Origin of the sequence: Actinoplanes sp. NPDC051861, from assembly GCF_040681145.1 — a bacterium.
Classification (GTDB): domain Bacteria; phylum Actinomycetota; class Actinomycetes; order Mycobacteriales; family Micromonosporaceae; genus Actinoplanes.
In genome coordinates this window covers 202,777-222,792 of record NZ_JBFAYE010000006.1, presented here as the reverse complement: position 1 = coordinate 222,792, position 20,016 = coordinate 202,777, and the positions used below count along the sequence as shown (strand labels likewise).

Genomic DNA, 20,016 nt, shown 5'->3' with positions numbered 1-20,016 from the left:
CTCCGACGGATTACGCGGTATGTGCCACGACGAAGATACGGCGGAACGGGAACGCCACGAGACCGTGCCTCGCCGGATGTGTCTCAGCGATCCGGATCGCCAGCTCGGCCCGGAACGCGGCCCACTCCTGCTCGGGCAGCGCCGCCCGCACGGGCCGCAGCGCCGTACCCTCCATCCACCGGAGCACCGGGTGATCATCGCCCGGGGCGGAAACGGGCAGCAGGTGCAGATAGGTGGTCTCCCAGGCGTCCACGGCCGCGTGCGGGGTCAGCAGCGCCGCATAGCCGGCCGCGTCGTCCACCGGGTCGTCGCGGAGCATCCCGTCGAGAAACGCGGCATAGCGCGGCGTGGCACCGAGCTCGCGCACCGCCCGATGGCCGGGGCTGTCGAAGTTGCCCGGCACCTGCATCGCGATCCAGGCGCCCGCCGGCAGCGAACCGGCCCAGCGCGTGAGCATCTCTTGATGGCCGGGAACCCACTGCAACGCCGCGTTGGTGACCACCACATCGACGTCCGGCTCCGGCTGCCATGTGGCGATGTCACCCACCCGAAAATCCACGGTGCCGGAGCCCGCGGACGCGATCATCTCGGGCGAGGAGTCGATCCCCACGACCCGGGCATCCGGCCACCGTGAAGCCAGGGTCCGGGTCAACTCGCCGGGGCCGCAGCCGAGGTCCACCACCGCGCGAGGACTCTCGGCGCCGATTCGGGCCACCAGGTCGAAGAACGGACGCGAGCGCTCGGAGCCGAACCGGCGGTAGACGGCGGGATCCCACATGACAGCCTCCCGTGATTAAACCGTACGTACGTTTTGTTTCAACCTACCAGCCGGGCGGTAGGGTCACGACGTGGAAAAACGAAGCTTTCGGAAGCTGGGACGCGACGTCGGTGTGGTCGGCCTCGGCGCATGGCAGCTCGGCGCCGACTGGGGCGAGGTCAGCGAGGCGGACGCCCACGCGACCCTGCAGGCCGCCGTCGACGCGGGCGTGACGTTCATCGACACCGCGGATGTGTACGGTGACGGCCGCAGCGAACAGATCATCGGCTCGTTCGTCAAGGACCGCCCCGGCCTGACCGTCTTCACCAAGATGGGCCGCCGCGTGGCGCAGGAGCCGGAGAACTACCGCCTCGACAACTTCCGCGCCTGGACCGACCGCTCGCGCGCCAACCTCGGCGTGGAGACCCTCGACCTGGTCCAGCTGCACTGCCCGCCCACCCCGGTCTACTCCAGCGACGAGGTCTTCGACTCGCTCGACACCCTCGTGCAGGAGAAGCGGATCGCGGCGTACGGCGTGAGCGTCGAACGCGTCGACGAGGCGCTCACCGCGATCGCCCGGCCCGGCGTCGCCAGCGTCCAGATCATCCTCAACGCGTTCCGGCTCAAGCCCCTCGAGCGGGTCCTGCCGGCCGCCGCCGAGGCCGGTGTCGGCATCATCGCCCGGGTCCCGCTCGCCAGCGGCCTGCTGTCCGGGCGCTATGACGAGAGCACCACGTTCGGCGCGGACGACCACCGCAACTACAACCGGCACGGCGAGGCGTTCGACGTCGGCGAGACGTTCTCCGGCGTCGACTTCCGCGTCGGCCTCGATGCGGTGAGCCGGCTGCGGCCGCTGGTGCCGGCCGGCGCCACGATGGCGCAGTTCGCGCTCCGCTGGATCATCGACCAGCCCGGCCTGACCGTGGTGATCCCCGGCGCCCGCAACCCGGAACAGGCGCGCGCCAACGCCGCCGCCGCGGATCTGTCACCACTTCCCGCAGAAACCCGGGAAATGATCGCCGCCGTCTACGATGAGTTGATTCGCCCCCAGGTGCACGACAAATGGTGAACAATGAAAACGGTGCACCGCGATTGAGGGGCTGGCTCACGATGTCCGCCGGTCTGCTCGCGATGGTGATCGGTGCGGTGTGGACCCTGCAGGGACTCGGTTACCTCACCGACAGCCTGATGACCGACGAGCCCGTCTGGGCGGCGGTGGGCGGCGGCCTGATCCTCGTCGGCCTGGTGCTGGTCGTCATCGGGATGCGCCGCCGGACAGCTGGTCACAAAACGGGCGACTAGCGCGCGAAAGAGGCCCCGCACCCTCGGATGAGGTTGCGGGGCCACGGTCGGGCCGACCTCCGCCAGGCGGTCGGCGTGCCGGTCTCACGACCGGCTGATTGGTCTCAGAGCGGGCGAACCTGCTCCGCCTGCGGGCCCTTCTGGCCCTGGGCGATCTCGAACTCCACCCGCTGGTTCTCCTCCAGAGTGCGGTAACCGCTCGTCTGGATGGCCGAGAAGTGGACGAACACGTCAGCACCCCCGCCGTCGACGGTGATGAAGCCGAAGCCCTTGTCTGCGTTGAACCACTTCACGGTTCCTTGCGCCATGCTGAACTCTCCTTCTGAAAATGCCGGCCCGCCCAACCGCGGCAGCGCGGGGCCGATGACCGTTTTCGAGCAGCGGCGCCGCGAGGCGGCCTTTTCAGAGGACGTCCCATCCGCCCGGCCTCGGAACACCTGGTGGACCCACCCGGGATGGGGCCGGTGCCCGTGGTCAACCGGAAGCAGCGAACCACGTACGCAAAAACTGGCCACACTGTACCCGAAAAACGGGCCGTAAAGCTGCCCCTCGAAGGAATCCAATAATGGGTGGCCGATATGGAAAAGGTCCCCCACTTCGCGGCTACGAAGCGGGGAACCGTCAAGACTCCTGTCGATACGGAAGATGATCTAGTCGGGCCACGTCCCGGTCAGTTTGTGGGTGCCGATCGCGCTACCACGATGGACGGCCGCCTTCACCACCGCGAAGATCGCGCCCTGCAGCGCGGCGGCCGCGAGGATCTCGGCCCAGCCACGGTCCGGGTCACCCGCGTCGGGAGCGTCGTCGTCACCGGCGACCAGTTTCCACGCCTCTTTGAACAGCAGGCCCGCGACCGCACCGGCGGCCAGACCCAGTCCGACGTTGACCGGCTTCAACGCGAGCTTGCTCATCCGGCCCGCCATCAGCGCCTCCCTCGCACGATCAGGATCACTCCGACCACGGCCGCCAGACCGGCGACGACCAGCACCGCTGGGAACGCTTTCGCCCGTACCCCTGGATCTTGATCGGAAATCCCGGCGGGTGACGCGGCGACGTTGCGTGCCGCCGCACGGACCCGGTCCGTCACCACGACGGCCTGGGTGCGCACCTTCTCCCTGGTCTGAGCGACCTGTTCCCTGGCGCGCGCCTTGACGTCCGCCTTGGCCGCCAGGGCCTGCACCGTCTCACCCAGATCGGCGCGGGTCTGCCTGATCTCCTCCCGCAGCGCCACCAGATCCGGCTTGGCCGCGGAACCGTTACCGTTCTTCTCACTCATACCCGGTTACGCTCCTGCTTCTTGACAGCCCGCTTCACCTCGTCGACATCGGCTTTGAGGTTCTGAATCGCGGCCTGCGGCTCCGGTGGCGTCGCCCGGTCCAGCTGCTTCTTGCCGACCAGCGCGAGAATGCCGGCGATCAGGAAGAGAACAACGGTGACGATGAGCGCCGCGGCCCACAGCTCCAGCCACAGATTCAGCACGATGACCAGGGTCGCCACGAGCGTGCCTACCCCGTACAGCGCCAGTACGCCGGCGCCGCCGAACAGGCCGGCACCGATACCGGCGTGTTTGCCCTTCTCGGCGAGTTCCGCCTTGGCCAGCGTGAGCTCGTCACGGACCAGCCGGCTGACCTGCTCGCTCGCGCGCTGAACCAGTTCCGCCGTGGACTGGTCGGCGAGCGGTTTGGCAGTGGCGGGGAAGTCGTTCAAGGTATCGGCCATCGTGTCCCCCTTTCCGTGTGATCGGGGTATGCCCTGATCACGCCGCCCTCAATCCTCGCTGTCCGAAGCAAGCCGGGCGCCGCCGAACGCCTCTCCCCTGGCGTCGCCGTCCCCGGCACCGCTGAACACCCGCGCCGCGTCGGAGGCGGCGCCCAGGTCGGCGCGGACGATCGGGAGTTCCTGGCGCTGGGCCGGCACCGACGAGTCGATCTCGGCCCGCGTCCGCGGCAGGGCGTCGCGCTGGTGCTGCCAGACCCACCCGACCAGCTTCTCGCGGACCAGACAGCGCAGATCCCACAGCGCGGCGGCGTCGGCGGCGCTGACCAGCGCGCGCAGCCGGACGTTGCCGCCGGTCGCGTCGGTCACCTGCAGCACGCAGACCCGGCCGTCCCACAGCTCGGTGCTGTCACACACCCGCTGCAGCTCGGCCCGAAGCGGCTCGATCGGGGTGGCCCAGTCCACGTCGATCTCGGCGGTGCCGAGCACCGCCGAATTGGTCCGCGTCCAGTTCTGGAACGGTTTGGTGGTGAAGTACGAGGTCGGCAGGATGAGCCGCCGGTCGTCCCAGATCTGCACCACGACGACGGTCAGGGTGATCTCCTCGATCCGGCCCCACTCCTGTTCCACGACCACCACGTCGTCCACCCGGATCGCGTCGCTGAAGGCGAGCTGGATACCGGCGAAGAGGTTGCCGAGCGTGCTCTGCGCGGCCAGTGCAGCGATGACGCTGATCAGTCCGGCCGAGGCCAGCACGCTGGCGCCGAGCGCGCGGATGTCCGGGAACGTCATCAGCATGACGCCGATGGTCAGCACCACGATCGCGGCGACGGTGACCCGGCGCAGCATCACGACCTGGGTCTTGATCCGCCGCTGCCGAAGGTTGTCCGGCACGTCGGTGCGCCACCTGGCGAGCGTGACGTCCTCGATCACCAGCAGCATCGCGCCGACGAGCCAGGCGAAGGCGGCGATGCAGAACAGCACGAGGGCGTGCATCACGCCCCCGCGATAGGGGAAGTCTCCGGCGAAGACCCGGATCGCCTGCTGCACGGAGAGCAGCGTGACGGCGGTCAGGAACGGGCGATGTATTTTCGCCGCGAGGTCGGCGGCGAGCCGGGAGCGGCGGCCGAGCCGGAGCATCACCCGGTGTGCCACCTCGACGATCAGGATCGCCGCGACGGCCGTCACGACGACGGCGAGCAGGGCGGTCATAATGGTGGTTTCCTTCCCTCGAGCGGTTTCTCAGCTTGCCCACTCGCGGGAAGGAAACACCAGATGCGGCACCATCAGATCTTGCGGTACTTCGCCTGCGCCATACAGTACACACCGAACGCGGCGATCCCGGCGGCGATCAGCACCAGCAGCCAGACACCCCAGGAGTACCCGGCCAGCGTCTTGAGCGCGGCGTCAAGGCCACGGGCCTTCTCGGTGTCGTAGTTGACACCGGCGATCACGAACAGCATGCCGGCGATCGCGTACGCGATGCCCTTGGAGACGTAACCGGCGACACCGAGGCGGATGATCGACTGGCGGACACCGGCTGGCATCTCCTGCGTCTTCAGGTGCTTGGTGAACTTGCGCTTCCAGCCGTAGTACGCCATCCCGATACCGACGCCGAGCACCACCAGGCCGATCAGGCTGACCAGGAAGCGGCCGCCGTCGGAGCCCATCAGGCCGGCCGACTTGCTCTGGTAGTTGTCGCCCATCGAGGCGCTCGCGCCCTGGACGATCTTGACGGCCATCCAGCCCAGGTACGCGTAGAGGACGGCCCGGACACCGGAGAGCACCCGTTCGGCGAACGCGGCACGGTCGCGCGGGCCGCTCTCCCCGATCGCGGCCTCGAACGCCTGCCAGATCGCCATCGCGAACAGGCCGATGGCGATGACGACGAGCAGGCCCTTGCCGTACGACTGACGGGCGATCTCCTGCAGGGCTCCGGACTGGTCACTCTCCTGTCCGGAGCCGCCGAAGGCGACCTGCAGCGCGATCCAGGCGAACAGCAGGTGGATGATGCCGTATCCGATGAAGCCGCCACGAGCCAGGTACTCCAGCGGCTTGCTCTCGGCGGCCCGAGATGCGTGGTATTTGACGTTCGAGGTCGTGGAGGACATGCCCCCTTGTGCCCCGGGAACGCCGATCGTCAAACGTCAGGCGGCTTTCGACACCTCGAGCTGAACCTGGTCGGACGTCACGCTCTCCAGCTGCACCTGGAGCCCGGCCACCTCGACCGCCTGCTGGCCCTTGGTCAGCTGAATCTGCTCGCCGGCGATGTCGAGGGTGACCGTGTTCTCGTCGGCGCTGACGAATTTCGCCTCCACGCCGAGGACGCTCACGCTGGCGTTGGTCTCTCGCGCGATGTTGACGGTGCACTGATCAAGGCCACAGTTCACGTCCTCGCTGCATCCGGTCAGGAGCGCGAGGCCGAGGGCGGCTGAGGCGAGTGCGGCGGCGGCACGGCTGCGGGTTCTGGAGATCAACACCCTTGCAAGGGTACGGGGTGACAGCAAAATTAAGCTGTACGAGTGAGCGACTACCCGGTTCAGGACAACTCCGCCCAGCACCGATTCGAACTGCTCGTGGACGGTGAGGTCGGCGCCCTCGCCACCTATCGGCTCCGCGGCGACGCCGTGGTCATCCTGCACACCGAGACGGCACCCGAGATGCGCGGGCGTGGTCTGGCCGGCGAGCTGGCCCGGCAGACCCTCGACCAGATCCGGGACCGCGGCGCCAAGGTGGTCCCGTCCTGCCCGTTCTTCGCCCGCTACATCTCCGAACACCCGGAGTACGCCGACCTCGTGTGATTTTTACGCCGCCACCGGCTGTGGTGCGGGCTCCGGGACGTCCACCCCAGCGATGATCTCGGCGGCGGCCTGACCGAGCGCCCGGGTCGCGCCGTATGTCGCGATGTGCACGCCACCGAGCACGATCTCCGGGATGCCCATCTCGACCACGATCGCGTCCGGGCGCAGCTCCAGGACGCGGGTCAGCGTCTCGGCGATCCAGGCGTGCCGGTGCACGTCACGGACGACCAGCACCAGCGGGCGGTCGCCGGCTCCGGCGAGCACCGGGTCGGCCACGTCCGCCAGCCCGGCCAGGTCGTCGGCGGTCAGCCGGTGCGAGGTGGTGCCGCGCAGCAGGTCGGCCAGCGGCGCGCCCAGACCCCACGGCGTCTCGCTGCCGATGGCGATGTTGCGCGGCGGGGCGAACTCGACGACGTGCGGCACGCCGGTCACCGGCAGCGCCGGTCCGTCGGCGGCGACGGTCACCTTGACCGCGCGCCGGGCGGCCGCGAACCCGACGGCCGAACCGTTGCCCGTCGGCGCGGCCAGGACGGCCACCTGCGGTTCGGCGGCGGCGTCGGCGATGGCACGGGCGCCGGTCTCGGTCTGCCGGCGGGTGGTCCAGGCGGCAAGGCGGCGCACCCGGTCGACCGCGTCGTGCAGGCGGTCCTCGGGCAGCTCACCGCTGCGCACCGCGGCCACGATGGCGTCGCGCAACTCGATCGCGGTCTGCTCGTCGGCGTTGTCGCCGCCCACGCAGATCGCGTCCACACCGGCGGCCAGCGCGCGGACTGCGGCGCCGGCGAGACCGTACTTCCGGCGTACGCCCTGCATCTCGATGCCGTCGGTGACGACCAGGCCCTCGAAGCCGAGCTCGCCACGGAGCAGGTCGGTCATGATGAGCCGGCTGAGTGTGGCGGGCAGCCGGTCGTCGTACGCCGGGACGAGCAGGTGGCCGGTCATCACGACCTGGACACCCGCCGCGATCGCCGCCCGGAACGGGACCAGCTCGTTCGCGGCCAGCTCCGCGGCACTGCGCGCGATCAGCGGAACGTCGTGGTGCGAGTCGACGCTGGTGTCGCCGTGTCCCGGGAAGTGCTTGGCGCAGCCGGCCACACCGGCCTCCTGCAGACCCCGCACGAACGCCGCGGTGTGCCGGGCGACCAGGTGCGGCTCGGCGCCGAACGCGCGGACGCCGATGACCGGGTTCGCCGGGTTGTTGTTGACGTCCGCGTCCGGCGCGTAGTCCAGGGTGATGCCGGCGTCGGCCAGCTCCCGGCCCAGGTCGCGGGCGACCGCCTCGGTCAGCTCCGGGTCGTCGATCGCACCGAGCGCCAGGTTGCCGGGCCGCGAGCTGCCCTGCCGCGACTCGAAGCGGGTGACGTCACCCGCCTCCTCGTCGATGGCCACGATCACGTCCGGGTACTCGGCACGGAGCTGCGCGGTCAGCGCGGCCACCTGGGCCGGCGACTCCACGTTGCGGGCGAAGAGGGCGACGCCGCCCAGGCCCTGGCCGAGCCACCGGCGGACCCACTCCGGTGCGGATGTGCCGACGAACCCGGGCTGCAGAACCGCAGCCGCGAGTTCCGGCAATTCGCCGTGAATGGACATGCGCCCCCGTACCTCCGATGCATTCACGAACGTCTATGTGAACGTTCTCCGCCGTCCGGGGACCTATGCTCACACCCATCCCCAGTTTAGTCAACAAACCTTTCTATTAGCCACGGCTGTTACTCGGTAGCATGTGGGGGTGCCGCCCACCCCCCTCGCGGAAGCCACCGTCAACTGGTCCGAGGTGCACGCCGTCCGCCTGCTCGGCGTCGCACTCGCCTTCCTCCTGCTGCTCTGGGCGATCCGCCGCATGTTCGGCGGCAAATAGGGGTACCGAGGGGCTCCCCCGAGAAGATCGGATGATCCAGCTCGATGAAACTGCCCATCTACGGCCCCCGCCTGCGCAAGGTCGCCCGCCGCCACTTCGGGTGGCCGTCGCTGCGCCCCGGTCAGTTCAAGCCGATGCGTGCCGTGCTGCGGCGCAGAGACGCCCTCGTGGTGCTGCCGACCGGAGCCGGCAAGTCGGCGATCTATCAGATCCCGGCCGTCCTGCTGCCCGGCCCGACCGTCGTGATCTCACCGCTGCTCGCTCTCCAGCAGGACCAGATCGCCGCCCTCAACGAACGCGGCGACGACAAGATCCGCGCGGTCCGGGTCAGCTCGGCCGAGACCCCCAGGGAACAGCGCGCGGCCATCGAGGCGATCAGAAGCGGACAGGCCGAGTTCCTGTTCATCACGCCGGAACAGCTCAGCGACCCGGAGCGGCTGGCCGAGGTCCGCTCGCTCAAGCCCGGCCTGGTCGCCGTCGACGAGGCACACTGCATCTCCGCGTGGGGCCACGACTTCCGCCCGGACTACCTGGCCCTCGGCGACATGATCAAGCAGATCGGCCGCCCGCCGATCCTCGCGCTGACCGCCACCGCCTCCCCGCCGGTCCGCGAGGACATCATCGCCCGGCTGCGCCTGAACAAGCCCGAGATCCACGTGTCCGGACTGGACCGGCGCAACCTGTTCCTCGAGGTGGCGTACTGCCCCGACGAGGCGTACCGGTGGCGGCGGCTGACCACGCTGCTGGACGAGGAACAGCGGCCGGGCATCATCTACGTCGCCACCCGCCGCGCCGCCGAGGAACTCTCCGAGAAGCTCACGAAGGCCGGCTACCCCGCCGCTTACTACCACGGCGGTATGGCGTCCGGCCTGCGCGAACAGCGGCACGAGGAGTTCACCGGCGACAAGGTGGACATCATGGTCGCGACGTCCGCGTTCGGCATGGGCATCGACAAGCCCAACATCCGCTGGGTCGCACACGTCGCCCTCCCCGACTCACCGGACAGCTACTTCCAGGAGATCGGCCGCTCCGGCCGCGACGGCGACCCGGCCCGCGCGCTGCTGCTCTGGCGCTCCGAGGACGAGGCCATCCAGCGCTTCTTCAACGGCGGCTCACCGGACGCGGAGGAGTTGCGTACGCTGGCCGCCGCCCTCCACAAGGGACCGCAGACGAAGACCGCGCTGCAGAAGGAGACCGGCCTCGGCCCGCGCAAACTGGGCCAGTACCTGGGCCTGCTGGAACAGGTCGGCGCGGTGCGCACCGGCGCCGGCCACAAACTCTCGGTCCCGCCACACGCGCCCCTCCCCGCCGCGGCGGCCGCGGCCGCCATCGAGGAGTACGAACGGCAGCAGGTCGTGGTCCGCTCCCGCACCGACATGATGCGCGGCTTCGCCCAGTCCCGGCAGTGCCGCAGCGAGACGCTGCTCGCCTACTTCGGCGAGGACCAGAAAAAATCCTGCGGCCACTGCGACAACTGCGCCGACGGCAGCGCCGAGATCGTCGCCGCGGCCGAGGCCGAGGGCCCCTTCCCGGTCCACAGCCAGGTCACACACGGCGAGTGGGGCACCGGCATGGTCATGAACTACGAGGAGGACCGGATGACCATCCTCTTCGACGCCGTCGGCTACAAGACCCTCTCAGTCCCGGTCGTCGTCGAGAACTCCCTGCTGACCCCCGTGGCCAAGCCCCGCTGACCAGGCCCGCACGACGTCGTCCGGCCCCCAGACGAGATCCACGGCACCGGCCGGCAGCTGGGCGCCGGAACGGCTCACGACCACCAGACCGCTGCTTCCCGGCTCGAATCCGGGGATCAGCGGTGCGCTCCCGCGCAGGTCGTCGAGATGGTGCCGGTCGAACGGGCCGTCCTGCCACTTGATCGAGCCCGCGAACGCGATGCGGGACGCAATCGGCACGCGGTCGGCTCCGACCAGGTCGATCTCCGGGTTCGCCTGGCGGTTCCACCAGCCGCCGACCTCCCAGGTGTCGCTCCAGGGCAGCTCGCCGGCGCCGGCAGCGATGGCGAGCGCGTCACGGACGAGCGGCTCGACCGCGTTGCCCCGCCAGGTCGACCAGCGTCCGTCCAGAACGGATCTGGCGGCCGCCATCCGATCGCGCAGGACCAGCTGATGAACGTCGCGCAGGACGGCAAGGTAGAGGCGCAGGTTGCTGTCGGCGATCCGGTACCGGGCCAGCTTGCTGGGTCTGGTGGACAGCGGCTTGTCGACGGCGAGGATCCGCTTCTCCTCGACGAGACGGTGCAGCAACGGCGACAGGGTGCCCGAACTGACCGGGCCGCCGCGATCGCCGGCGGCGGCGGCGATGTTACTGAAGGTCCGGCTGCCCGCGCCACCGACCGCTTCCAGGACCCGGCGGGCGGTGTCGGGGGTGGGAAACTCGGATGCCAGTGACTGTTCGGGAACGGTGAACAGGGCGGAGGTCTTGTTGGTGATCTCCTCGTGGAGGAAGGCGGTGGGTGGGGTGCCGGGTGCCCATTCCAGGGCGATACCGGGCAGGCCGCCGGTGATCAGATGGGCGTCGATCGCATCCGCGCCGCTCAGGCCGGTAACAGCAGCCGTCTCAGCGAGGTTGAACGGGCCGAGGAGCATGTTGGTGGCTCTGCCGTAGAACGGCCGGTCGTACTCGGTGAACCGCTGCATCATGTGCAGGTCGCTGCCGAGAAGGAGCAGGAGGACCGGCTTGCCGGCCATCAGGCGGTCCCACGCGACCTGCAGATGTCCGTCGAAGGTCGCGTCCTGCTCGGAGATCCAGGGCAGTTCGTCCAGCACCATGATGCTCGGCTCGTCGGGCAGCACGCCGGCCAGCACCCGCAGCATGTCTCCCCAACCGCCGGACGGTGGCTGCGAGGGCAGCAGATCACGCCCGGTGGAGGTGAGCAGCGTCGAGTCGCGCAGTGCGCGGAGGAAGTAGCCGACGGCCTCCGTGCTCGAGGCGCCCTTGACGGCGGTGTAGAAGCAGTACGGCGTGCCCGCCCGGTCGCAAAGCTCCTGGACGAGCCGGGACTTGCCCACCTGCCGTCGTCCTCGAACGGCCACGGCCCGGCCTTCACCGCTGCGCCGAATCGCGTCGAGCTGCCTGTTGAGCAGCTCCAGTTCGCTGCGCCTCCCCACGAACATCGGCCGCTCCGAAGCTAGATGCGATCTAACTTCGGAGCAGCCTAGCAAACGGCGAACCTACTTGCCGGGTTCGCCGCGGTAGGTGCCGAAGGCCCACAGGTTGCCCTCGGGATCTCGGACGGTGAAGTCTCGGGAGCCGTAATCCGTGTCGAAGGGTTCCTTCACCACGGTTGCGCCGGCCTTGACCGCCCGCTCGAACAGGGCGTCGGGCTCGTCGGTCACCGCGTAGGCGCCGAATGTCCCGGGGGGCAGGGACCACTCGTCGTCGCGTACCGAGCCGAGCATGATGCCTCCGCCCGGTGGCCAGTGGAGCTGGCAGTGGTCGACCCGGTCGCCCGAGCCGTGTACGACGACCTCGACGAAACCGAACGCGTCCACGAGGAACCGGATCAGGGCGCGAGCGTCGTGGGCCCGCAGTGTCGGCCACACCTGTGGCGGTGGAGAGTCAGTCATGCCACCCATCGTGGTCGGCTCCGGACGCCGAGGCTTGGACGAAAGCGAACTCGTCAGCCATCCACTGCGACGGAGAACATCCCGAAAAAGCGCGAAAATCGCGGACCAGGTGGGACTGGTCGGCGTACCCGTGTTCAGCGGCCAGTGCCGCGAGGACGACCCCCGGCCGCAAAGCACGGCGGGCCCGGTCGAAGCGGATGACCCGGGCCGCCTCCTTCGGGCGCAGGCCCAGCTCGGCGCGGAACCGGTCGGTGAGATGCCGGCCGCTCCACCCGACGGCGGCGGCGAGCGACGAGATGGAGACGGAGCCGAGTTGGAGGCGGCGGTACGCGTACCCGATCTGGGGTGAAGAAGCGTGACCGGAACGCACCAGCGTGCCCAGCATCGTGTCCAGGACCGCGAAGCGTGCCGCCCAGTCCACGGCCGCGCGCAGCCGCTCGCGCACCTCCTCGACGAACCGCTCGCCGAGCACCGCCGACGCCGGCAGGTCCAGCCCGGCCAGCTCGCCCGCCGGCACGCCGAGCAACAACCGGCAGCCGACCGGATGCACCGCCACCTGCACCCCCGACTGGCTGCCGTCGTGCGTGATCAGCGCCGGAGCCAGGTGCAGGCCCCCGATGAGTGCCGGATAGCGGTCCGCGGCCTGGCGTGGATCGGGGTGCGCCGCGACCACCAGCGGCTCGTCCATCGTGAAGATCAGCGTCAGGTGGGGCGAGGGCAGGCCCCGGTGCCGAGAGGGTGAGAGTCCCCGCTGCCGGTAACCCGTGTAGCGGGCGACGAACGGCCGCAGCGCCACCGCCGGGCGTGCCGTCGCATACTCGTCGACCACCATCGTCCGATTATCTGAGACGATCGCGAGATGTCACGTGCTGTGGTGATCGGCGCCGGTGTCGGTGGGCTTACCGCTGGGCTCGCGCTGCAGCGGCGCGGCTGGGACGTCACGATTCTGGAGCGTGCGCCGAAGCTCGAGGCGGTCGGTGCCGGGCTCGCCGTCCAGCCGAACGCGCTGCGTGTGCTCGATCTGCTCGGCGTCGGCGCGCGGCTGCGCGAGCTCGCCGGCCTGCAGGGTGCGGCGGGCATTCAGCGGCCGGACGGCGGGTGGATCTCGCGGACCGACGCGGACCGGGCGACCGAGCGGTTCGGCGAGCCGGTGATCGTGGTGCACCGGGCCACGCTGGTCGACACGCTGGCGGAGGGCCTGGCGCCGGGCACGCTCCGCCTCGGCCTGACGGCCTCGGACGTGGATCCGGACGGGCGGGTGGTCACGGACGGCGAGACGCTTGCGGCTGATCTCGTGGTTGCGGCCGATGGACTGCATTCGACCGTACGCGGAAAGCTGTTCCCCGATCACCCGGGCCCGGTCTACACGGGCGTTACGAGCTGGCGGATCGTGGTGCCGCATCCCGGCGGCACCGTCATGCCGACCGAGACCTGGGGTTCCGGGAAGATCCTCGGTACGGCGGTGCTCGGTGACGGCCGGATCTACTGCTACGCGACCGCGCCCGCCGAGGCCGGTGGCCGTGCCGACGACGAGCAGGCGGAGTTGCTGCGCCTCTTCGGGGACTGGCACGAGCCGATCCCGACGCTGATCCGCGCGGCCACCTCGGTGACGAGGACCGACATCCGGTGCCTGGACGAGCCGCTGCCACGGTTCCATGAGGGGCGGATCGCGCTGCTCGGGGACGCCGCGCACGCCATGACGCCCAACCTGGGGCAGGGCGCGTGCCAGGCGATCGAGGACGCGATCGTGCTGGCCGGGTGCACGGATGATCTGAATCGGTATTCGGCGGAGCGCGTCCCGCGTACATCCGAAGTAGCTCGCGCATCACGCAGAGTGGGCCGAATGGCCGGGCTCGACCACCCCGTCGCCGAATGGTTGCGCAACACCGGCATGCGGCTGGTCGGAAAGCTCGGCCCCGACCTGGTCCTCCGCCAGATGGACCCGGTCCTGACCTGGCACCCACCCACCTGACCGCCCAGCAGCGCAAACCGCGTGTGGATTTCGGGCGCGGAGCGAGGCCGAACTCCCCACAGTCCAGCAGTGCAAACCGCGTGTGGATTTCGGGCGCGGAGCGAGGCCGAAATCCACACGCTGGTTTGGTCAGGCGGAGAGTGCCTGTGCCAGGTTGTCCCGGAATGAGCGCTCGGTTTCGGTCACGGTCTCCGATCCGATGCCGAGCAGGCCACCGCTGGAGGCGGCACCGACCACCGCGTCGGCGATCTCCAGGAGCCAGTGGCGATAGGTCTCGGCGTCGGCCAGCGACGCCTTCGACGACAGCAGCGCCGCCACCTCGCCGGCGCGCCCCAGCACGTCGGTGGCGTATCCGGCCGGGTCGCTCGGCTCGATGATCGGCGGTTCCTCGCCGATCTCCGGGTCGCCCGCCTCGGCGACCGCGGCGGTAGCGACGGCCGAGACCAGCCGGCTCGCCGAGGCACGCGCGTCCGAGATCCGGTCGAGCCCGGCCGCGCTCTCCGCGCGGGTCTTGCGCGTGCTGTCCGGTGTGGCGGCGCTCGCCGCGGTGAGCACCGACTGCGGCAGGCCGGTGAGCAGGCCCCATTCGGCATCGCTGAAGCCGAGCTGGGAGTAGAGCGGTTCGTCCGTCACTCGTGGATCCTTCCCCATCGCGAGTTTGGCCGAGTGCATTCATACCCCAACCCGGGTACGGATCATTCACGCGGCGGCGGTCGCCGATAAGGCCCACCACGGTCGACCGCATTCCTGACCCGGGTGTCCGATCGGCCACTTATCGTAGATCCGGACACTCGGGAATACTCCGCCCGTGACTCAGCCTCCTCAGGATCCCTGGGCGCATGCTCCGGGCCCGGTTCCCTATGTTCACGGTCAGCCGCCGCCGCAGTACCCGACGGCCATGATGCCGCCCACGCCGGCGCCGCCACCGTCGAAGTGGAAGCGGTGGCACAAGGTGACGCTCGGCGTGCTCGGTGGCCTGCTGCTGTTCTTCTGCGGTGTCGCGATCGCCTCGCCCCCGCCGGCCGAGAACAATGAGAAGGACGCGGAAAAGGTCGCGCTGAGCAGCCCGGCTCCTGTGCAGCAGATAGCTGAGGAGGTTAAGGAGGAGACGGCGGCGCCGGAGACGACGAGCCCGAAGCCGGTCAAGACCACGCCGCCGTCGCCCCCGGTCAAGCCTGTCGTCGTCTCCTACGCGAACTGTTCGGAGGTCAGAGCCGCCGGCAAGGCGCCGATCCGCACCGGCGACCCGGGTTTCCGGACGAAGTTCGACCGGGACGGCGACGGCAAGGGCTGCGAGTTGAACGGCGACGACGCACCCAGGACCACCGCCCCTAAAACCACCGAACCCGAACCCGAACCCGACACGGACCCGCGGTTCCGCACCTGCGGCGCGGCCAACGACGCCGGTTACGGGCCATATGTCCAGGGGAAGGACCCGGAGTACGACTGGTACCAGGACCGGGACGGCGACGGCGTGGTCTGCGAACGATAGAAGGGCTCTAAATCACGGCCGGGCCTCGTACACGATGTTGAAGGGCGTCTCCGCCGCCCGGCGGAAGCGGGTGAACCCGGCGTCCGCGACCAGCCGCCGGATCGGCTCCTCGCCGGCCTGCGCCCCGAGTGAGTAACCACCCTCCTGGGACAGCGCGCTCGGCACGCAGAGGAACGCCGAGAACGAGTAGTACACCCGCCCGACCGGGTTCAGGTTGTCGCTGACCGAGTCGCCCGCCGCCGGCTCGACGATCATCCAGGTGCCGTCCGGTGACAGCTGCGAGAGCACGTGCCGGGCGGCACCCAGCGGGTCGCCCATGTCGTGCAGCGCGTCGAACGTGGTGACCAGCTCGTACGGCCCGCCGCCGAAGGTCTGCGCACCGGCCGCCTCGAACCGCACCCGCCCGTCGACCCCCGCGCTCGCCGCCCGCTTGCGCGCCTGGTCCACCGAGTCGCCGTGGTAGTCCGAGCCGTGGAAGACCGAGGCCGGGTACGCCGACGCCATCATCACCGTCGACGCGCCGTGCCCGCAGCCGACGTCCGCGACCCGTACGCCGGCCCGCAGCTTCTCCTCCACCCCGTCCAGGGACGGCAGCCACTGGCTGAACAGGTTGGCGCTGTACCCGGGCCGGAAGAACCGCTCGCACCCGGTGAAGACGTCGTCGTCGTGCTGGTCCCAGCCGAGTCCCTCGCCGCTGCGGAACGCCTCGACGATCCTCGGTTCGGCCTTGAGCGCGCCGAGGGCGAGCTGGAACGCGCCGGGCGCGAAGATCGGGCCGTCCGGGTCGGTGAGCGCGAACGCCTTCTCCTCGGTGAGCGAGTACCGGCCGGTCAGCGGGTCGTACTCGACGTAGCCGCCGGCCGCCTGTCCGCGCAGCCACTCCTCGACGTAGCGGGGTGCGGTGTTGGTGAGCCGGGCGAGTTCCTCGGGCAGCGCCGGCGCGGCGGCCAGGGCACGGTAGAGCCCGAGGCGGTCGCCGATCACGATGCCGCCGGCGGCCATCGTGGAGCCGAGGTCGCCGACGAACTTGTGCACGAATTCCATCAACTTCTCTTCGTTGATTGTCATGACTCCGTTCTACGGCCGCGTCTTTCCCGACGAATCCGTGTCAACTACCTAGCTCGGCGATCGGTTCTACCTAGACCGATACCTAGACTTCGCGGCATGGCCCGGTCCCTGCTGGAGCGCGACCACGAACTGGCCGAGCTCGGCGCCGCCGCCCGGCGCGCCCGGGACGGCCAGGGCTGCGTCGTGCTCGTCACCGGCGAGGCGGGAATCGGCAAGTCCAGCGTCGTGGAGTCGGTGCGCTCGGTGCTGCCGGCCGAGGGCCGTCTGCTGGTCGGGTACTGCGACGACCTGGCCACCCCGCGCGTGCTCGGCCCGCTGCGGGACCTGATCGGCAAGGTGGGCACGGCGCTGACCGAGGCGCTCGGTTCCGGCGACCGGTCCGCGGTGTTCGAGGCGTTCCGCGCCGAGCTGGACTGGCCCGGCCATCCGACGATGCTGGTGGTCGAGGATCTGCACTGGGCCGACGAGGCGACGCTCGACGTGCTGCGCTTCCTGGTACGCCGGATCGCCACCCTGCCGGCCGTGCTCGTGGTGACGTACCGCGACGACGAGATCGGCGCCGACCATCCGGTACGCGGGCTGCTCAGCGCCGTGACACCGGGTGCGGTCCGCCGCCTGCCGCTCGCCCGGCTCTCCCTCGAGGCGGTGGGCAGCCTGGTCGGCGACGACGACGCCGAGCGGGTCTACGCGATCACCGACGGGAACCCGTTCTTCGTCACCGAGCTGATCGGGGCGGGTGAGGGCGTTCCGGCCACCGTCACCGAGGCCGTGCACGCCCGCCTGCGCACGCTCGACACGGAGTGCCGTGACGCGCTGAGCCGGCTCGCCGTCGTACCGTCCACGGTGGAGCACTGGCTGGTCGACGCCGTGGTTCCGGGCGGGCTGGACACGCTGGGCCCGGCCGAGGAGCACGGCATGCTGACCGTGACACCGGCCCGGGTCGCGTTCCGGCACGAGCTGATGCGGCGCGCGGTGGCGGCGTCGCTTCCCGCCTCGGGCCGGATCGTCGCCAACCGGGCCGTGCTCACCGCGCTGCTGGAGCGGGGCGGCGCCGACCTGTCCCGGCTGGTCCACCACGCCGCGGAGGCCGGCGACGCCGACCTGATCGTGCGGTACGCGCCGGCCGCGGCAGCCGAGGCGGTGACCGCCGGTTCACACCGTGAGGCCGCCGCGCACTATCGCCTGGTGCTGGAGCATCGGGACGCCTTCGCGGCCGCCGAACGCGCGGGACTGCTCGAGGCGTACGCGGACGAGTGCTACACCCTCGGCCGCGACGAACCGGCGATCACGGCACAGCGCGAAGCCGTCACCCTGCGCCGTGGACTGCCCGACCGGGTCGCGCTCGGACTGGCCCTGCGCCGGCTGTCCCGTGTGCACTGGTACGGCGCCGACCGCCCGGCCGCCGAGCTGGCCGCCAACGAGGCCGTCGAGATCCTCGAGACCGCCGGCGACGACACCGCCCTCGCGTTCGGCCTGAGCAACCAGTCGCAGCTGCACGCGCTGGGCGGGCAGAGCGCGGCGGCGGCCGAGGTGGGCGAGCGGGCGATCACTCTCGCGCGCGCGACCGGCTCGGTGGGTGTGCTGTCGCACGCGCTGAACAACGTCGGGTACGCGTACTCCGACCTCGGCGACCCGCGCGGGCCACTGTTGATGGAGGAGAGTCTGGCCGTGGCGCTGGCCGCCCGGGAGGATGATCACGCTTGCCGGGCGTACACGAACTGGGCCTGGCATTTGCTCTATGACCTGAGGCTGGTGGAGGCGGCGGCGCTGCTGGACGCCGGGATGGCCTTCGCCGAGCGGACCGAGGTGCTGGGATTCCTGCGCTACCTGCACATCACCCGCTCGATGGTGTGCCTGCGGCTCGGCGAGTGGGACGAGGCGGAGCGCCACGCCCGCTGGGAGGAGGGCGCACCGGCCATGATGCGCACCCCTGCGCTGGTGGTGCGCGGCCTGGTCCGGGTGCGGCGCGGCCAGGCCGGCGGGGAGGAGTTCCTCGAGGAGGCGTGGACGGTCGCGCTGGGCATCGGCGAGGCGCAGCGGATCGGTCCGGCGGGTGCGGCGCTGGCCGAGCTGGCCTGGCTGCGCGGTGACGTCGCGGCCGCCGACCGGCTGACGCCGGTCTTCCGGACCATGCTGGCCCGGGAGGGAGAGCGCCGGCTGCCCGATTTCGGCTATTGGTTGCATCGGCTGGGCGCGCCGGTTCCGCTTTTTCATCCGTACGCGCAAAGCACACCCGCTCTCGTTCAGACCTTCGCGTCGGCGGGTTGCCACTACGACCGTGCCGTGGTGCTCTCCTCCACCGACGACCCGGAGGACCTGCTCGCCGCTGTGGCGATCTTCGACGACCTCGATGCCGAACCGCTGGCCCGCCGCGCCCGCTCCCGTCTGCGTGATCTCGGGGTGTCCCGGATCCCGCGCGGCCCGCAACCGGCGACCCGCAGCAACCCGGCCGGTCTCACCGGCCGCCAGACCGAGGTGTTGCGCCTGCTCGCCGACGGTCTGAGCAATCCGGAGATCGCCGCGCGCCTGGTCCTCTCGGTCCGTACTGTCGACGCGCACGTCGCCGCGATCCTCGCCAAGCTGACCGCCGCGTCCCGCCGCGACGCCGTGTCGCGGGCCCGGGAGTTAGGGCTGGTGTCCCCGAACTGACAGAATCTTGGTGTGCGGGAAGTGGTCGACGGGGTCTTCGAGCTCCGCCTGGGATACGTCAACGTGCACGTGATCATCACCGACGACGGTGTGGTCCTGGTCGACACCGGGCTGCCCGGCCGGTCCCAGCTGATAGAGAGAGCGCTGCAGGGCATCCGCCGCCCGCTCGGCGAGGTGACCACGATCCTCATCACCCACCACCACCCCGATCACGTCGGCAGCCTCGCCGAGTTGCGCCGGCGCACCGGTGCCCGGGTCGTCGCGCACGCCGCGGACGCGCCGAACATCACCGGGGCGATCGCCACCGCCGCTCCCGCGGGCCGGATCGGCAAGCTGGTCAGCCGCCTGATCGGCACTGTCGAACCCACCAAGATCGATCAGCTGATCACCGCGGACGGCAGCGAGCCGCTGCCCGGGTTCACCGCGCTGCACACGCCGGGCCACACCCGCGGCCACGTGTCGTACCTGCTGGACCGCTCCGGCGGCGTCCTCTTCGCCGGAGACGCCGCGGCCAGCCGGCGGGGCCGCGTGTCCGGCCCACCCCGGGCGGTGACCGCTGATCCGGTGCGGGCCGGGCACAGCCTCGCGCGGCTGGCCGAGCTGGAGTTCGAGCACGCCGTGTTCGGTCACGGCCGAGCGGTCTCCGGCATGGCGGTGGAAGCCTTCCGAAAATCCATAACCTAACCGCACCCCCTTGCGTGTGGAGTTCGGCCGCCTCCCGCACCCCAACTCCACACACAAGCACTTCACCCCATTGCGTGTGGAGTTCAGCCGCCCTCCGCACCCCAACTCCACACACAAGCACTTCACCCCA

General features: G+C 70.3%; 23 protein-coding genes. 9 read left to right on the top strand and 14 right to left on the bottom strand.

The window, feature by feature from the left end; genetic code table 11:
• Positions 1-10: 10 nt before the first annotated feature.
• A complete protein-coding gene (locus tag AB0M02_RS19750; protein ID WP_364228639.1) occupies positions 11-778 on the bottom strand; it encodes a trans-aconitate 2-methyltransferase in 768 nt (255 codons plus the stop codon).
• 70 nt (positions 779-848) lie between these two features.
• Here AB0M02_RS19750 and AB0M02_RS19745 point away from each other — a divergent pair, with 70 nt between their 5' ends.
• Both AB0M02_RS19745 and AB0M02_RS19740 read left to right on the top strand, forming a co-directional pair.
• Positions 849-1,826, top strand: coding sequence for an aldo/keto reductase (locus tag AB0M02_RS19745; RefSeq protein ID WP_364228637.1), 978 nt, complete (start codon positions 849-851; stop codon positions 1,824-1,826).
• Complete coding sequence (locus AB0M02_RS19740; protein ID WP_364228635.1) at positions 1,820-2,059, top strand: hypothetical protein; 240 nt, start codon at positions 1,820-1,822, stop codon at positions 2,057-2,059. Before AB0M02_RS19745 ends, AB0M02_RS19740 begins: the two co-directional genes overlap by 7 nt.
• 104 nt (positions 2,060-2,163) lie before the next feature.
• Here the strand turns inward: AB0M02_RS19740 and AB0M02_RS19735 are convergent, their stop codons facing one another.
• From AB0M02_RS19735 to AB0M02_RS19705, 7 genes are all read right to left on the bottom strand, one after another.
• On the bottom strand, positions 2,164-2,367 hold the full coding sequence (locus AB0M02_RS19735) for a cold-shock protein (protein WP_011905669.1): 204 nt from the start codon (positions 2,365-2,367) through the stop codon (positions 2,164-2,166).
• Positions 2,368-2,709: 342 nt separating this feature from the next.
• Complete coding sequence (locus AB0M02_RS19730) at positions 2,710-2,982, bottom strand: DUF4235 domain-containing protein (RefSeq protein ID WP_364228633.1); 273 nt, start codon at positions 2,980-2,982, stop codon at positions 2,710-2,712.
• Positions 2,982-3,335 (bottom strand): DUF3618 domain-containing protein, encoded by a 354-nt coding sequence (locus AB0M02_RS19725; RefSeq protein ID WP_364228631.1) that lies wholly within the window; start codon positions 3,333-3,335, stop codon positions 2,982-2,984. The genes AB0M02_RS19730 and AB0M02_RS19725 overlap by 1 nt, the downstream gene beginning before the upstream one ends.
• Positions 3,332-3,778 (bottom strand): phage holin family protein, encoded by a 447-nt coding sequence (locus AB0M02_RS19720; RefSeq protein WP_364228629.1) that lies wholly within the window; start codon positions 3,776-3,778, stop codon positions 3,332-3,334. Before AB0M02_RS19720 ends, AB0M02_RS19725 begins: the two co-directional genes overlap by 4 nt.
• A 48-nt stretch (positions 3,779-3,826) precedes the next feature.
• Positions 3,827-4,987: a mechanosensitive ion channel domain-containing protein gene (locus AB0M02_RS19715; protein ID WP_364228627.1), complete on the bottom strand. Its 1,161-nt coding sequence runs from the start codon at positions 4,985-4,987 to the stop codon at positions 3,827-3,829.
• Between the two features lie 74 nt (positions 4,988-5,061).
• The gene (locus AB0M02_RS19710) at positions 5,062-5,886 is read right to left on the bottom strand and encodes a DUF1206 domain-containing protein (protein ID WP_364228625.1); all 825 of its coding nucleotides are present in this window, start codon (positions 5,884-5,886) and stop codon (positions 5,062-5,064) included.
• A 36-nt stretch (positions 5,887-5,922) separates the two neighbouring features.
• Positions 5,923-6,255: a hypothetical protein gene (locus tag AB0M02_RS19705; protein ID WP_364228623.1), complete on the bottom strand. Its 333-nt coding sequence runs from the start codon at positions 6,253-6,255 to the stop codon at positions 5,923-5,925.
• A 42-nt stretch (positions 6,256-6,297) separates the two neighbouring features.
• Between AB0M02_RS19705 and AB0M02_RS19700 the strand changes: the two genes are divergently transcribed.
• Positions 6,298-6,576: a GNAT family N-acetyltransferase gene (locus AB0M02_RS19700; RefSeq protein WP_364228621.1), complete on the top strand. Its 279-nt coding sequence runs from the start codon at positions 6,298-6,300 to the stop codon at positions 6,574-6,576.
• A 3-nt stretch (positions 6,577-6,579) separates the two neighbouring features.
• Here AB0M02_RS19700 and AB0M02_RS19695 read toward each other — a convergent pair whose 3' ends face one another.
• On the bottom strand, positions 6,580-8,166 hold the full coding sequence (locus AB0M02_RS19695; RefSeq protein ID WP_364228619.1) for a glycoside hydrolase family 3 N-terminal domain-containing protein: 1,587 nt from the start codon (positions 8,164-8,166) through the stop codon (positions 6,580-6,582).
• A 139-nt stretch (positions 8,167-8,305) separates the two neighbouring features.
• Here AB0M02_RS19695 and AB0M02_RS19690 point away from each other — a divergent pair, with 139 nt between their 5' ends.
• Positions 8,306-8,434 (top strand): hypothetical protein, encoded by a 129-nt coding sequence (locus AB0M02_RS19690; RefSeq protein WP_364228617.1) that lies wholly within the window; start codon positions 8,306-8,308, stop codon positions 8,432-8,434.
• Positions 8,435-8,478: 44 nt separating this feature from the next.
• Positions 8,479-10,128: an ATP-dependent DNA helicase RecQ gene (locus tag AB0M02_RS19685; RefSeq protein ID WP_364228615.1), complete on the top strand. Its 1,650-nt coding sequence runs from the start codon at positions 8,479-8,481 to the stop codon at positions 10,126-10,128.
• On the opposite strand, the gene AB0M02_RS19680 is transcribed toward AB0M02_RS19685, so the two are convergent.
• The 3 genes from AB0M02_RS19680 to AB0M02_RS19670 are packed head-to-tail and all read right to left on the bottom strand — an operon-like array spanning position 10,072 to position 12,853.
• Positions 10,072-11,568, bottom strand: a complete 1,497-nt coding sequence (locus tag AB0M02_RS19680; RefSeq protein WP_364228613.1) for an ATP-binding protein — start codon at positions 11,566-11,568, stop codon at positions 10,072-10,074. The genes AB0M02_RS19685 and AB0M02_RS19680 overlap by 57 nt on opposite strands.
• Positions 11,569-11,625: 57 nt before the next feature.
• Positions 11,626-12,021 (bottom strand): VOC family protein, encoded by a 396-nt coding sequence (locus tag AB0M02_RS19675; RefSeq protein WP_364228611.1) that lies wholly within the window; start codon positions 12,019-12,021, stop codon positions 11,626-11,628.
• Positions 12,014-12,853 (bottom strand): helix-turn-helix domain-containing protein, encoded by an 840-nt coding sequence (locus AB0M02_RS19670; protein ID WP_364228609.1) that lies wholly within the window; start codon positions 12,851-12,853, stop codon positions 12,014-12,016. Before AB0M02_RS19670 ends, AB0M02_RS19675 begins: the two co-directional genes overlap by 8 nt.
• Before the next feature lie 27 nt (positions 12,854-12,880).
• Between AB0M02_RS19670 and AB0M02_RS19665 the strand changes: the two genes are divergently transcribed.
• Positions 12,881-13,993: an FAD-dependent monooxygenase gene (locus tag AB0M02_RS19665; RefSeq protein WP_364228607.1), complete on the top strand. Its 1,113-nt coding sequence runs from the start codon at positions 12,881-12,883 to the stop codon at positions 13,991-13,993.
• Positions 13,994-14,122: 129 nt separating this feature from the next.
• Here AB0M02_RS19665 and AB0M02_RS19660 read toward each other — a convergent pair whose 3' ends face one another.
• Positions 14,123-14,626 carry a hypothetical protein gene (locus AB0M02_RS19660; protein ID WP_364228605.1) on the bottom strand — a complete coding sequence of 168 codons (504 nt, stop codon included), beginning with the start codon at positions 14,624-14,626 and terminating at the stop codon, positions 14,123-14,125.
• A 175-nt stretch (positions 14,627-14,801) separates the two neighbouring features.
• On the opposite strand from AB0M02_RS19660, the gene AB0M02_RS19655 reads away from it, so the two are divergent.
• Positions 14,802-15,485: an excalibur calcium-binding domain-containing protein gene (locus AB0M02_RS19655; protein WP_364228604.1), complete on the top strand. Its 684-nt coding sequence runs from the start codon at positions 14,802-14,804 to the stop codon at positions 15,483-15,485.
• A gap of 12 nt (positions 15,486-15,497) precedes the next feature.
• Here AB0M02_RS19655 and AB0M02_RS19650 read toward each other — a convergent pair whose 3' ends face one another.
• Positions 15,498-16,553: a class I SAM-dependent methyltransferase gene (locus AB0M02_RS19650; protein WP_364228602.1), complete on the bottom strand. Its 1,056-nt coding sequence runs from the start codon at positions 16,551-16,553 to the stop codon at positions 15,498-15,500.
• A 96-nt stretch (positions 16,554-16,649) separates the two neighbouring features.
• Here AB0M02_RS19650 and AB0M02_RS19645 point away from each other — a divergent pair, with 96 nt between their 5' ends.
• Together AB0M02_RS19645 and AB0M02_RS19640 are read left to right on the top strand one after the other, a co-directional pair.
• On the top strand, positions 16,650-19,202 hold the full coding sequence (locus tag AB0M02_RS19645; RefSeq protein ID WP_364228601.1) for an AAA family ATPase: 2,553 nt from the start codon (positions 16,650-16,652) through the stop codon (positions 19,200-19,202).
• A gap of 12 nt (positions 19,203-19,214) precedes the next feature.
• Positions 19,215-19,886 (top strand): MBL fold metallo-hydrolase, encoded by a 672-nt coding sequence (locus AB0M02_RS19640; RefSeq protein WP_364228600.1) that lies wholly within the window; start codon positions 19,215-19,217, stop codon positions 19,884-19,886.
• Positions 19,887-20,016 lie beyond the last annotated feature (130 nt).